General features: G+C 62.2%; 15 protein-coding genes and 2 pseudogenes. 13 read left to right on the forward strand and 4 right to left on the reverse strand.

Translation table 11 applies throughout. The features are described 5' to 3' along the window. Positions 1 to 8 precede the first annotated feature (8 nt). From fmt to L0A91_RS03510, 6 genes and pseudogenes are all read left to right on the forward strand, one after another. Positions 9 to 952: pseudogene (gene fmt, locus L0A91_RS03485) on the forward strand (methionyl-tRNA formyltransferase). Next, positions 945 to 2,204 carry a transcription antitermination factor NusB gene (locus L0A91_RS03490; protein ID WP_235245886.1) on the forward strand — a complete coding sequence of 420 codons (1,260 nt, stop codon included), beginning with the start codon at positions 945 to 947 and terminating at the stop codon, positions 2,202 to 2,204. The pseudogene fmt and the gene L0A91_RS03490 overlap by 8 nt, the downstream one beginning before the upstream one ends. After that, the gene (locus L0A91_RS03495; protein ID WP_235245887.1) at positions 2,191 to 2,385 is read left to right on the forward strand and encodes a hypothetical protein; all 195 of its coding nucleotides are present in this window, start codon (positions 2,191 to 2,193) and stop codon (positions 2,383 to 2,385) included. Before L0A91_RS03490 ends, L0A91_RS03495 begins: the two co-directional genes overlap by 14 nt. A 10-nt stretch (positions 2,386 to 2,395) precedes the next feature. Further along, a complete protein-coding gene (rpe, locus tag L0A91_RS03500) occupies positions 2,396 to 3,052 on the forward strand; it encodes a ribulose-phosphate 3-epimerase (protein ID WP_235245888.1) in 657 nt (218 codons plus the stop codon). Positions 3,053 to 3,057: 5 nt separating this feature from the next. Continuing rightward, positions 3,058 to 3,717: a nicotinamide mononucleotide transporter family protein gene (locus L0A91_RS03505; protein WP_311197982.1), complete on the forward strand. Its 660-nt coding sequence runs from the start codon at positions 3,058 to 3,060 to the stop codon at positions 3,715 to 3,717. After that, positions 3,714 to 4,220: a PH domain-containing protein gene (locus L0A91_RS03510; protein WP_235245889.1), complete on the forward strand. Its 507-nt coding sequence runs from the start codon at positions 3,714 to 3,716 to the stop codon at positions 4,218 to 4,220. Before L0A91_RS03505 ends, L0A91_RS03510 begins: the two co-directional genes overlap by 4 nt. Here the strand turns inward: L0A91_RS03510 and L0A91_RS03515 are convergent. The 4 genes from L0A91_RS03515 to L0A91_RS03530 form a co-directional block, all read right to left on the reverse strand. After that, complete coding sequence (locus tag L0A91_RS03515) at positions 4,217 to 5,398, reverse strand: aromatic acid exporter family protein (protein WP_235245890.1); 1,182 nt, start codon at positions 5,396 to 5,398, stop codon at positions 4,217 to 4,219. The two genes, L0A91_RS03510 and L0A91_RS03515, sit on opposite strands and share 4 nt — an antisense overlap. Beyond that, positions 5,391 to 5,981, reverse strand: a complete 591-nt coding sequence (locus L0A91_RS03520; RefSeq protein WP_235245892.1) for an AAA family ATPase — start codon at positions 5,979 to 5,981, stop codon at positions 5,391 to 5,393. The genes L0A91_RS03515 and L0A91_RS03520 overlap by 8 nt, the downstream gene beginning before the upstream one ends. 9 nt (positions 5,982 to 5,990) lie before the next feature. Continuing rightward, entirely contained in the window at positions 5,991 to 6,182 is a 192-nt protein-coding gene (locus L0A91_RS03525) for a hypothetical protein (RefSeq protein WP_235245893.1), read from the reverse strand. Positions 6,183 to 6,393: 211 nt separating this feature from the next. Beyond that, complete coding sequence (locus L0A91_RS03530) at positions 6,394 to 6,627, reverse strand: maleylpyruvate isomerase N-terminal domain-containing protein (protein WP_235245894.1); 234 nt, start codon at positions 6,625 to 6,627, stop codon at positions 6,394 to 6,396. A 148-nt stretch (positions 6,628 to 6,775) separates the two neighbouring features. On the opposite strand from L0A91_RS03530, the gene L0A91_RS03535 reads away from it, so the two are divergent. The 7 genes and pseudogenes from L0A91_RS03535 (at position 6,776) to L0A91_RS03560 (ending at position 11,605) form a co-directional block, all read left to right on the forward strand. Continuing rightward, positions 6,776 to 7,084 (forward strand): hypothetical protein, encoded by a 309-nt coding sequence (locus tag L0A91_RS03535; protein WP_235245895.1) that lies wholly within the window; start codon positions 6,776 to 6,778, stop codon positions 7,082 to 7,084. Continuing rightward, the gene (locus L0A91_RS03540) at positions 7,069 to 8,688 is read left to right on the forward strand and encodes an ABC transporter ATP-binding protein (protein ID WP_235245896.1); all 1,620 of its coding nucleotides are present in this window, start codon (positions 7,069 to 7,071) and stop codon (positions 8,686 to 8,688) included. The genes L0A91_RS03535 and L0A91_RS03540 overlap by 16 nt, the downstream gene beginning before the upstream one ends. Before the next feature lie 133 nt (positions 8,689 to 8,821). Then, positions 8,822 to 10,054, forward strand: a pseudogene (locus tag L0A91_RS03545) (ABC transporter ATP-binding protein); the annotation flags it as partial. Positions 10,055 to 10,113: 59 nt separating this feature from the next. After that, entirely contained in the window at positions 10,114 to 10,491 is a 378-nt protein-coding gene (locus L0A91_RS18215) for an ATP-binding cassette domain-containing protein (protein WP_311197983.1), read from the forward strand. A gap of 2 nt (positions 10,492 to 10,493) precedes the next feature. Continuing rightward, the gene (locus L0A91_RS03550; RefSeq protein WP_235245897.1) at positions 10,494 to 10,769 is read left to right on the forward strand and encodes a Trp biosynthesis-associated membrane protein; all 276 of its coding nucleotides are present in this window, start codon (positions 10,494 to 10,496) and stop codon (positions 10,767 to 10,769) included. Next, positions 10,763 to 11,239, forward strand: coding sequence for a Trp biosynthesis-associated membrane protein (locus tag L0A91_RS03555; protein ID WP_235245898.1), 477 nt, complete (start codon positions 10,763 to 10,765; stop codon positions 11,237 to 11,239). The genes L0A91_RS03550 and L0A91_RS03555 overlap by 7 nt, the downstream gene beginning before the upstream one ends. 132 nt (positions 11,240 to 11,371) lie before the next feature. Next, positions 11,372 to 11,605, forward strand: a complete 234-nt coding sequence (locus L0A91_RS03560) for a DUF6704 family protein (RefSeq protein WP_235245899.1) — start codon at positions 11,372 to 11,374, stop codon at positions 11,603 to 11,605. Positions 11,606 to 11,652: the final 47 nt, after the last annotated feature.

The raw sequence follows: 11,652 nt of genomic DNA on the forward strand, positions 1-11,652 counted from the left end.
GGATTTTTGTGCGGATTGTTTTTGCTGGGACACCGGAGCCAGCAGTCGCGTCTTTGGAGGCACTCATCGCCTCTGACCATGAATTGGTTGGTGTCATCACTCGGCCAGATGCCAAGGCAGGTCGTGGACGCTCGTTAGTGCCTTCCCCGATCCGTCAGGTCGCTGAACAGCACGGCATCCCGGTCATGACGCCGCGGAAGTTGACCGACGATGGCGTGGCTGAGCAGCTCGAAGAGTGGGCCCTGAGGCGATCCCGGTGGTCGCATACGGTGCTCTCGTCCCTTCAAGCCTGCTGGACTCTCCAATACATGGCTGGATTAACCTGCACTTTTCTCTCCTGCCGGCTTGGCGGGGTGCTGCTCCGGTGCAGCACGCCTTGATGGCAGGGGATGAGTTCACCGGAGCATCGACATTTCGCATTGAGAAGGGCCTGGACACGGGTCCGGTCTTTGGCATGTTGACCGAGCGCGTCCGCCCGCAGGACACAGCTGGCGATCTGTTGGCGCGGCTCTCGAGTGCTGGCGCATCGCTCCTTGTGGCTACGCTCGACGCGCTAGAGGCCGGGGAGCTGACGGCTGTGCCACAGTCCAGGGAAGGCATTTCGCTGGCCCCCAAAATCGTGGTTGCCGATTCCCAGGTGCTCTGGGATAAGCCTGCTCTCGCGATTGATCGCCTCGTTCGCGGCGTGACGCCAGCCCCTGGAGCGTGGACGACCTGGCGTGCGGAACGTCTCAAACTGGGGCCGGTGAGGATCGGGGAACAACCTGAGCCACCACTGGCACCTGGCGAAGTGCTCGTCACCAAGAAAGCCATCCTCGTGGGCTCCGCGACAGAGGCTGTGTCGCTGGGGATGGTGCAGCCCAAGGGCAAACCGATGATGAATGCTGTCGACTGGGCACGAGGAGCTCGCCTACAAGAGGGCGAATCAATGGGAGTTGAAAACAATGGCTGATCGCCGAAAGCCCAAGTCAGCGACCGCGCCGTCGCAGCGCCAAAAATCCGCAGACCCGGCACGCGAAACTGCCTTTCGGACCCTGCGGGAAGTCAGCAACGGTGCCTACGCCAACCTTGAGTTGCCACACCAACTGCGCCGCTCACGCCTCAAGGGGCGCGACGCGGCATTCGCGACAGAGTTGACCTACGGGACCTTGCGGATGCAGGGGCTCTACGACGCCATCATTGCCAGCGCTTCTCAGCGCTCAGTCACTGACCTTGACCCAGCCGTCGTCGACGTTCTGCGCCTTGGTGCGCACCAGATCCTCGATATGCGAGTGCCCGATCACGCTGCCGTCAGCGCCACGGTGGCATTGGCTCGCCAGCACGTCGGTCATGGCTCAGCGGGTCTGGTCAACGCCGTTCTTCGCCGGACCTCTGAGCGAACCCGGGAAGAATGGATCGAGTTGGTCACCGCCGATGCCAAGGATGACCTGAGCGCTCTGGCGATCACCCACTCTCACCCACTGTGGGTCGTCCGCGCTCTTCGTGCTGCGCTGATGAGCACTCAAGGACTAGACAGCACAGCCGCGCTGGCCGAATTGGAGAAACTGCTTTCGGCCCATAACAACCCGGGTCCACTGACCCTCACGGCCCGCCCTGGCCTCGGCGCGGAGGACGGCCTAAAGCTGGCGGGCGCTACTCCAGCGTCCATTGCGTCGACAGCCTGGTCCCTAGAGTCGGGCGACCCCGGCCTCATCCCCTCCATTCGGGACGGGCGGGCCTCAGTGCAGGATGCTGGCTCTCAACTGCTGGCCCTCGCTTTGGCTGCGGCTCCCATTGAGGGACGTGACGAACGATGGCTAGACATGTGCGCAGGGCCGGGAGGCAAGGCTGGATTATTGGCAGCCCTAGCACTCGAGCGAGATGCAGAACTAGTGGCCAACGAAGTTAGTCAGCCGCGCGCCGACTTAGTGGCAAACACTGTCGAGGCTGCGCAAAAAGCTGGTGCACGGGTCACTATTAAGATTGGCGATGGCCGCGACATCGGCAATGACGAACCAGGCGCATACGACCGAGTCCTGGTCGATGCACCGTGCACGGGTTTGGGGGCCCTCCGCCGCCGACCTGATGCGCGTTGGCGCCGTAGCCCATCAGACTTGGGGGAGTTGAGCCCCCTCCAGCGAGAGTTGCTGCATTCAGCGTTGGACGCGGTGCGCCCCGGAGGGTCGTTGCCTACGCGACGTGTTCCCCCACGTGGTCGAAACTGAATTGGTCGTCTCCGACGTCATCAAGAAGTATGGGGATGCGGAAGTCTTTGATGTCCGACCCTATTTGGTGGATCGAGACGGCGAACCCATGTCTGATCTGGGTGTCGGCCAAGGTGCCCAAATGTGGACCCACTTGCACGGTACTGACGGTATGTACGTCGCCTTGATTCGAAAGCTCTAGGGTGGAAACCATGCAGATTAGCCCCAGCATCCTGTCCGCCGACTTCGCCAACCTGGAGTCCGAGTTGGGCCGCATCAGCAATGCGGACTGGGCCCATGTCGACGTGATGGACGCTCACTTTGTGCCCAACCTGACGTTGGGCACGCCCATCGTAGAGGCCCTGGCCAAGGTGTCGCCCATCCCCTTGGACGTGCACCTGATGATTCAAGACCCCGACCGGTGGGCTGCTGGCTATGCCGAGGCTGGCGCGAAGTCGGTGACCTTCCACATCGAGGCGGTTGCCGACCCCATCAAGACCGCGCGGGCTATTCGAGCCGCCGGTGCGCGTGCCAGCATGGCTATTAAGCCAGGCACCGACTTCGAGCCCTATGCTGACTTGCTTCCCGAGTTGGACATGGTCTTGGTGATGACGGTTGAGCCCGGGTTTGGCGGTCAGTCCTTTATGGCCGATCAGATGACAAAAGTGGCCCAGGTTCGCCGTGCCGTTCAGCGCAGCGGTGGCGAAATCTGGATCCAGGTCGATGGCGGAGTGTCGGCAGACACGATTGGCCAATGCGCCGAAGCAGGGGCAGACGTCTTCGTTGCGGGATCGGCCGTTTACGGGGCCGATGACGCGGCCGCCCAGGTCAGCGCGCTCCGCTCGTTAGCTCAGCAGCACGAGCACTGACCTTCATGAGCCTTTGGAACGAACTGTTTAATGCCCAACTGGTGATCGGTGGCTATCCGATTGCCTGGCGCGAAATTGTTGGCAACCTCTTCGGGTTCGCTAGCGCAGTTGGTGGTATGCGCCGCCGGGTCTGGGCATGGCCGGTCGGGATCATTGGCAACGCTCTGCTCTTTACCGTGTTTATGGGTGTCTGGTTTGTTAACCCACAGGAGCATTCACTCTTTGGACAAGCCGCACGACAGGTCTTCTTCATTGTTGTCAGCGTGTATGGCTGGTGGCAGTGGAGCCGGTCGCGTAGGAGCCGTGCATCAGGCTCGCCTGCCATCACGCCGCGATGGGCAAGCAGGGCCGAGCGATTGAGCTATCTCGGGTTCTGGCTGGGCGCCGTGGTCATCGCGCAATGGATCTTTGCTGCTGTAGGTGCTGGCTGGGAAGCCCCACGGTGGTATTTCTGGGCCGACGCTTGGATCTTTGTCGGCTCCATCGTGGCGACGTATGCGATGGCTCGGGGTTGGAATGACTTTTGGCTCGCGTGGATTGCCGTCGACTTGGTCGGCGTTCCGTTGCTGTGGCACGGAGGTTATTACCCTCTGCAGTCATGTTCGTCGTCTACGGAGCTTTGGTTTGTGGGGCTTCACCGTGTGGCTGAAAGCGTCCAAAGTTGAAGCGCCCACCGGGGGAGGCGCGGCTCTCGGGGCGCACCGTAGCCTTTGGGCATGAGCGACGCTTCCCCCTATGCCCTTTTCGGGCTCGCCGTTCTACGCGAGTAGCGCTGATTGGTGCCGTGGCCTGCTTAGTGGGTTTCGCCATCTTGGCCTTCGCCGTCACCGGCGAGGGCGAGGTCGGCTTTAATACCGGTGACCGCATCGGCACCCTGTTCTTTGGGGTGCTGCTCGCCGCAGGGCTATGGCGATTCGTGCAGCTCAAAGCGATTCCCAGCCAAGAGGGGCTGACGGTCATCAACCTGTTTTCTCGACGTGAGATTGAATGGCCCGAGATCGCCGCGATTGGCTTTTCAGACGGCGCCGCTTGGGTCACCCTCGAACTGACCGATACCGAAGAAATCTCCGTGATGGCGATTCAACGAGCCGACGGTGCCCGAGGGGTGGCGGAGGCCGGTCGCCTGGCCGCGCTCGTTGCCCATCACCAACGGGTTGAGCCGGGTTAGTCGTCGCTTTCGCTTGCCTCGGGGTCGTCATCGAGGTCATCTCGGGTTGGCGGCACCCGCTTGCGGGCCTCAGCACGCGACATACCCGTCAGAACGAGCAAGTCGACAACGGTTGATCGCACCTGGGCTCGCATGACCTCAGCTGACAAACCAGCACCGTTGCGTGACCAGGTGGAGCTGCGAGCCAAGTTGACCAGGTCTTCTCGTGCCTCGGTGGGGACTCGTTCGATCGCTAGTTGATCACTGATGTGGCTGGTGGCCATCGCGAGATCTTCCACCAAGATGATGTAAGTCTCCGGAACGAACTCTTTGCCAACGATGGCGACATCGGCACGTCGCACCAGCACTCGGACATCGCGAATCGCGAGATCCAGCGGCTCGACCAGGGCATCGATGGCCTTGACCCCCACTCGGTAGCGCCGACGCAGAGGTGACATTGAGGTTGCTGCCAAACCTTCGGTTGCCGAGTCGCGCAGGTCATCCAACTCTCCCTGCAACGCCCGTGCTTGCTGCAGGGCATTGGAGGTCAGTGTTTCGTCTCGCTCCCGCAGCGCCTGCGCAGTTAGCCCTAAGACCTGCGCTACGTGAGCCAGCACCTGAATGGCCTGATTGCGTGGTCGGCGCACCAATCGTGAAGTGGGGGCGAGCATGGCGATCACCAGGGCGACAGCCCCACCGACCACGGCGTCTAGCCACCGACCTAGGGCCTGTCCATCACCAGTCACCAAGGTGGCCACAATGACCCCCTGGATGCCGGCCTGCAGCATGAGCAGCTGACCAGCTCCAGCGAGGACTGCTAACGACATGGCGACCATGGCTACCGCGGCAATCTGCCAGATGCCACTGCCGAAGACGTGGACAAAGAGGTCACCCACCGCAACACCGATGGCAACGCCAATCGTCAACTCAACGACGCGCTTGACGCGGTTGCCGTAGGTCAGCCCGAGGCAAACCATGGCCGTGACAGGAGCAAAGAAGGGGAGCGGGTGCCCTAACAGTGCCGTGGCGAGCCACCATGCCAATCCCGCGCCGACAGCCGCTTGGACGATCAAGAAGAGGCGAGAGCGCAGGCGCCGTGCGCTGCGGACAACCTCTCGGCGCGGGACCCGGAGCACACGTGCAGCGGTCGCGATCCATCGGGCTTCGGTGGTGCCCTCTGGCCTCGTTGCCTCACTCATCGTCTGCTCCGTGGATCCCGAAGTGGGCTGGGACGGCCCAGGTGTTGGTGGCGAAGTACGTCGCTTCTTGTGCGGCCCATCGATCCCAGTGAGGCTCGAACATGGCACCGTCGCGTGCTAGTGCTCGTCGGCGGCGGACGTTTTCGGGTGCCTCTATCCACACGCGAAGGTCGTAATCATCAGGGCTTGCGGTGATCGACCCGACCCCTTCGACGATAATGACCTGCTGTGGCTTCACCGTGGTCAGCAGCCCGGGTTTGTCGTGGTGCCAGTCCCACAAGCGGTATGTTGCCGACTCACCTCTATGCAGCGGCGCAAGAATGTCGCGTCGCACAATCTCGACCGAGGCTGCCAGCCCTTGCCACCCGGGATACAGGCCATCCATGTGAATGACGCGAGTGCTGCCGGGGGCGCAACTGAGTTCGCGTCGAAGGTCACGGGCCAAGGTCGTTTTGCCCGTTCCGCTCCGTCCGTCGATCCCGACGAGGACAGGGCGACCCAGTGACAGGTGGGGGCTGATCGCCGCACGCAAATGCGTGATCACGGCAGGGTCATCTTGCGTCAGCCACCGGTGCGCCTTCATCGACTCGCGTCAGGCTTTGCGCTCTGAGTCGGCTAGGGCAGCCACGTCCGCTTCGTCGCCGGTGATGTCGGTCTGGGCGACGCCAGTCCGACCAAAGGCGTGCAATATCAGCTCGATCGGTGCCCCAGTGAGCACGACCGATGCCCGACCAGCGCTTGGCCGATGAGCCAGCATCCGCCCGTATCCGGGTGAAACGAGCACTACGCCCGTGGGGGCCTGGCGATAGGAAATTTTGGCAATTCTTCGAGGGAATCCCAGACGCCCTGCTCCGTCTGCGATGACATCTCCGCGGGGGACCAGTCAGGTTGGGCCCGACGAATGTCCTCGTGGTGGATCACGAACTCAGCGGTGTTGATCGCATTATCGACTGCAGGGATGGCGGTTGGTGCCCATTTGGGTGGCCCTTGGCGTACTAAACCAACGAGGTCTGCAAAGTCTCGTGCGGCGAACTCATCCTGGACCTTGTCGGTGTGCCCAGCAAAGCGGAGACACCAATGCCGGGAAGAGTGTCCGGACGACGCTCCCTGATTACCAGGTGGGCGAGCAGGTCCTTCACCGTCCAGGGCGAGCACAGCGTCGGAGCATCGGGCCCCACCGCCAGGGCAGTGTCGCAGAGGGCTTGGCGTTGCTGCTGAGCGAGAATCATGGATCTATCCAAGCACTTGGGGCTGACATCGGCCTGCGAAGGGGCTACCCATGTGCGATCGGCCATCCGTTGCGTGGCAAGATGACGTGTTCCTAGATCAAACTTCTGCGCGCGCGGTCGGGGGCTGCTGCGCACAGCACTCGAAAGGTTGAATCAAGATGTCAGTGTCGTGTCGATGACGGCAGCCAGACCTGTGCAACCGCCTAAACCCGACGCCGCAGTTCTGCGTGAAGGCTTGGGCATCGTGTGGTCCGGCATGCGCCAAGAGAAGCGCATGATCACGATCGCGGTGATTGGTGCTGCGCTCTGGGCCGCGGCCACCGTCGCCACCTCTATGGCCATCGGCTACATCACGGAGAACATCATCACCCCCGCCGCGACGTCGGGGATGTCACCGGGGCGGCGCTGTGGAGCATCGTCGGTCTGCTGGGCGCCATCCTGGTGGCGAACGCCTTAGGCGTGATCCTGCGCCGGGTCTGGGCCGTGAAAGCAGGCTTCAACTTGCAGGCCTCCTACCGCCGACGGGTGACACGCCAATACCTCCGGTTGCCGTTGACCTGGCACCACCGGCACCCTTCTGGCCAGCTGCTTTCCAACGCACACGCCGACATTGAAGCCACCTGGATGGTTTTCAACCCGTTGCCGATGGCCATCGGCGTCATCTTCATGTTGGCCATAGCCGGGACGCAAATGTTCTTTGTTGACCCGACACTGGCGTTGATCGGGCTCTTGGTCTTCCCGCTACTTTTTGCCGCCAACTTAGTGTTCCAGCGTTACATGTCGCCACGTGTCACGGCAGCGCAACAGTTGCGAGCGCAGGTCAGTGAAGTCGCACATGAGTCGTTTGAGGCTGGCCTCGTCGTCAAGGCATTGGGTCGCGAGCGCGAAGAATCTGCCAGGTTTGATGCTGCGACCTACGCGCTGCGCGATTCGATGATTCGGGTGGGCCGGACTCGTGGCGTTTTCGAGCCAGTCATCGAAGCGATTCCGACCTTGGGCACCTTGGCGGTGCTCGGCGTGGGGACGGCTCGCGTTGCCAATGGAGATCTCGTAGCAGCCGATGTTGTCGAAATTGCCTACCTATTCTCCATTCTTGCCTTTCCCGTCCGCGCGTTGGGCTGGGTGTTAGCCGAATTGCCCCGCACCGTGGTCGGTCACCGCCGCGTCAGTTCGGTGCTTCAAGCTCAGGGGAGCATGGAGTACGGGGATGTCGCGCTGGCCGCTTCGGGCCCCGCTCGCTCGGAGTCTCGAAACATCGAGTTTGGCTATCAGGAGTACGCCGCCCCGGAAGAGTTGGGCAGCCGAGCCGCGACCGCTGAAGAACCAGGCGACGTCGTGCCTGCCATACGGGGCGTGCACCTCGACATCCCCGCTGGCTCAACGACGGCATTGGTGGGACCTACGGGTTCCGGCAAGTCGACCTTGTCCAACATCGTGGTGCGCTTGGTCGATCCAGATGCAGGCGTCGTCTCGCTTGATGGTCTGGACCTGCGCTCGATTGAGCAAGGTGGCGTGACGGATGCTGTGGCTCTGGTCGCTCAGCAGACCTTCATGTTCGACGGCACAGTTCGAGACAACGTGGATCTGGGCTTGGGCATGTCAGATGACGAAGTCTCTCGCGCGTTGGCTATCGCCCATGCCGATGAGTTTGTTGAACAGTTGCCCGATGGAATGGACACCGAGATCGGCGAACGGGGCGGCTCCCTCTCCGGCGGTCAGCGTCAGCGCGTGGCCCTAGCCCGGGCGGTCGCACGATCTCCGCGGATGTTGGTGCTCGATGACGCCACGAGCGCGGTCGACCCAAAGATTGAGCAAGACATTCTGGCGTCCCTGCGCGACTCCGCCAGCGGCACCACGGTGCTGGTGATCGCCTACCGAATGGCCACCGTGCGACTAGCTGATCGCATTGTCTATATGGAAGATGGCGCCATCCAGGACGAGGGCTCACACGAAGAGTTGATGGGGCGCTGCACTGGCTACGCCGACTTGGTCAGCGCCTACGCCCGAGAGGCCGCCGCGCGGGCAGCAATCGCCGCGGATGAGGAGGAGTCGCATGGCTGAGCCACAGAAGTCAGACGCGGAGGCACGCAGTTCTATTGGCAGCAGCGAACTGAGCACCGTCGCCACCTTGCGTCGTGGCGTCGAGCTCTCGCCAGAATTGCGTCGTGGTCTGGGGCTGACCATTGTCTTGGCGATGATCGCCGCGATCGGGCGCGTCGTCATACCTTTTGCCGTGCAGCAGACGATCGACCGTGGCATTTTGGCCCCCGGTGGACCTGACCTCGATTTTGTCTGGATGGCTATTGCTGCCGCCGCGGTGACGGTGGGGTTAACCAGCATTGCCCAGTTCTTTGTCAATGTCCGACTGTTCACCGCTGCTGAATCTGGTCTGGCCAGCCTGCGTAACACGGCCTTCCGGCACATCCACAACCTCTCGGTGTTGACGCAAAACACCGAGAGGCGTGGGTCGTTGGTGTCGCGCGTGACCAGTGATGTCGACACCATCTCGAACTTCGTGCAGTTCGGCGGGCTGATGCTCCTGATCAGCTCAGCCCAGATCGTTGTCGCCAGTTTGGTGATGCTGTTCTATAGCCCGCTGCTCACCCTGGTGGTCTATCTCTGCCTACTGCCACTGGTCTTGCTCGTGCGGCGCTTCCAACCCATGTTGGGCCGGGCATACGGGTTGGTCCGCGTGCGGGTCGGCGACATGCTGGGCGCCATCTCAGAATCCATTGTGGGCGCCGTCGCGATTCGCGCCTACGGGGTAGAGGAGCGCACGGCAGGTCGGCTCGACACGACGATCGAGGCTCACCGCAAATCGGCAGTGAAGGCCCAAACACGAAGCGTCGCTGCCTTCACGAGCGGCATCGTGTTCACCGGCCTGACGACGATCGTGGTCCTCGTGGTCGGCACGATCATGGTGACCCGCGACATGCTGCAGCCAGGCGAACTGATTGCCTTCCTGTTTTTGGTGCAATTGTTCGCGCAACCGGTCCTGATGGCCACTGAAATCCTGAACGAACTGCAAAACGCGATTGCTGGTTGGCGTCGAGTCATTGGCGTTATCGACACCCCGGCCGATGTCGCCGATCCAGGCGAGTCTGGAGTCGTGCTGCCTCGAGGGCCGATCACTGTTGACTTTGACTCGGTGGGTTACGAATACCAAGCCGGCAAGCCAGTGCTGTTCGACGTCAATCTCACCATCCCGCCGCGCACCAAGGTGGCCGTCGTGGGGCAGACGGGCTCGGGCAAGACCACCCTGGCCAAACTGTTGACTCGGCTGATGGACCCGAGCGAAGGGACTGTGCGTCTGGATGGTCAGGACCTGCGACACATCGCCTTTGAGTCGCTTCGATCGCGGGTTGTCATGGTGCCGCAAGAAGGTTTCTTGTTTGATCAATCCCTCGTCGACAACATCCGGTTTGGGCGGCCGGATGCCAGCGACTCAGACATTGACCTTGCCCTGACCGAGTTAGGGCTGGACGCATGGGTGGCTGGCCTGCCACATGGTCTCGCCACGCAGGTTGGTCAGCGGGGGAGTCACTCTCAGCAGGTGAACGCCAACTGGTCGCCATTGCCCGTGCCTACTTGGCCGATCCTGATTTGTTGGTCCTCGACGAGGCAACAAGCGCCGTCGACCCGGGCACTGAAGTGCGGATCCAACGCGCGCTGGAGGGGCTCACCACGGGGCGCACGTCCGTCGCGATTGCTCACCGACTTTCCACGGCCCAGGCAGCCGATGTTGTCGTGGTCGTCGACAAGGGCGAGATTGTGGAAGTAGGTCCGCACACCGATCTGGTGGATGCTGGCGGGGTGTACACGCGCATGTTTGCCTCGTGGGCCAACCAACAGGAAGGGGTATGACGGTGCGCAACCTGAGCTTGCTGCTCGCCGTCCTCGGTGGCGTTGTGTCGCTCTACCTCTCTGGCCAGGTCTGGGTTGCGGGCCTGGCTATCGATCCCGTGCTGGGAGCGCAACGGATCCAGGTCAGCGGAGCCGATGCGACCCCAGCCTCTGCGCTGAGCCTGGTCATCCTGGCGGGCTTGGCCAGCGGACTACTCACGTCGGGTTGGGGCCATCGGGTCGCAGTGGCGATCGCTGCACTAGCCGGTTTGGGTGTCGCGGGGTCTGCTTGGTGGTGATCCTGGACCCCGCATCCGCGTTGCGTAGCGGTATCGCTGGCACCTTGAGCATCAATGGTCCGATTGAGTCTGCCTCTCTTGGCTGGGCCGTCTGGGCAGCGTTAGTCACTGGGCTACTGGTTACCAGCGCCGTCGTTGTTCGTGCGATCGCTACCCCTGCGCTACGAGCAGAGTCAGCATCCAAGACCGCGCGAGAGCACACCGCGACAGACCTGGCTGAGGCTGAACGTCGACGACAGGTTTCGGCTTGGGATGACCTCAGCCGCGGCGATGACCCGACTCAGTCTGGCTCCTGGGCGAGTGCTGTCAGGTTGCAGCCATGCTGGCAGCGACATCGACTCTCTGGAAAAAGCAGGACAAGCACTCCGGCGACCGAGCCGGCTATCGCCAAAGCTGGTCTGCGCGGTTGGGGCAAAGGCTCGGCCTACACCACGTCGGCGTTTGCCTGTTTTTTTGAGCGCACCAACTGAGCGTGAAGGTGACGGTTCGAGCAAGTTATCCGGGAGCCTGAGCCTGACCTGATGAGTGGGGCCATAGACTAGGGGCATCATCTATCGGTCGTGTGCCTAAACGACTGTGGCACGTCACACCTGAGGAGACTCATGAGCAACCACGAAGAAGACCACGGACACAGCATTGCGTCGTGGACCGGTGTCTTTACGCTGCTAATCGCGAGCATCTTGCTGTCGATCGGCATCTACTTCGCTATCGCTTGGGCCACGTGGACCGGTGTGGTCCTGGTGGTCGTTGGTATCGGCGCTTGGGTCGGCCTCAACGCCGCTGGCTATGGCGTCCAGTCGCCGGCCGAGCAAAAAGGTACTGCCAACCACGGATGATCTAGGCGGCCAGGCAAAACTGGCCCGGCCATACACAGATCGTTCAG

The sequence above is a fragment of the Ornithinimicrobium sp. INDO-MA30-4 genome, assembly GCF_021535045.1.
Taxonomy (GTDB): Bacteria; Actinomycetota; Actinomycetes; order Actinomycetales; family Dermatophilaceae; genus Ornithinicoccus.